The organism is Ectobacillus ponti (genome assembly GCF_024294785.1).
GTDB lineage: Bacteria > Bacillota > Bacilli > Bacillales > Bacillaceae_G > Ectobacillus > Ectobacillus ponti.
This window is the reverse complement of sequence record NZ_JANCLT010000080.1, coordinates 1-635: the sequence shown is the minus strand read 5'-3', so window position 1 is coordinate 635 and position 635 is coordinate 1. Positions and strand designations below refer to the sequence as shown.

1 protein-coding gene is annotated in these 635 nt (G+C 52.4%); it reads left to right on the top strand.

The annotated features are described in order from the left end of the window. A partial coding sequence (locus tag NK662_RS24655; protein ID WP_254761355.1) for a C1 family peptidase occupies window positions 1-635 on the top strand: 635 nt, incomplete at both ends.

Sequence of the window (635 nt, the reverse complement as noted above, 5' to 3'; positions counted from 1 at the left end):
CTGAGATCAAGGACCAGGGAGGTTGCGGAAGTTGCTGGGCTTTCTCAGCAATAGCAGCTGTAGAAGGCATCAACCAGATTGTTACTGGCGACCTGATATCTTTGTCTGAGCAGGAGCTAGTTGACTGTGACACTTCATATAACGAGGGATGCAATGGAGGTCTGATGGACTATGCATTTGATTTCATCATCAACAATGGTGGAATCGACACCGAGGATGACTACCCTTACAAAGGCAAGGACGAACGGTGTGACGTAAACAGGAAAAACGCAAAGGTTGTCACAATTGACAGCTACGAAGATGTAACACCAAACAGTGAGACGAGTCTGCAGAAGGCGGTAGCAAACCAGCCCGTCAGTGTTGCAATTGAAGCCGGTGGCAGAGCATTCCAGCTCTACTCATCGGGTATCTTCACGGGTAAATGTGGAACAGCACTAGACCACGGCGTCGCTGCTGTTGGGTACGGCACAGAGAATGGCAAGGACTACTGGATCGTGAGGAACTCGTGGGGCAAGAGCTGGGGTGAGTCCGGCTACGTCCGTATGGAGCGCAACATCAAGGCGAGCAGTGGCAAGTGCGGCATTGCCGTTGAGCCATCCTACCCTCTGAAGAAGGGCGAGAACCCCCCGAACCCC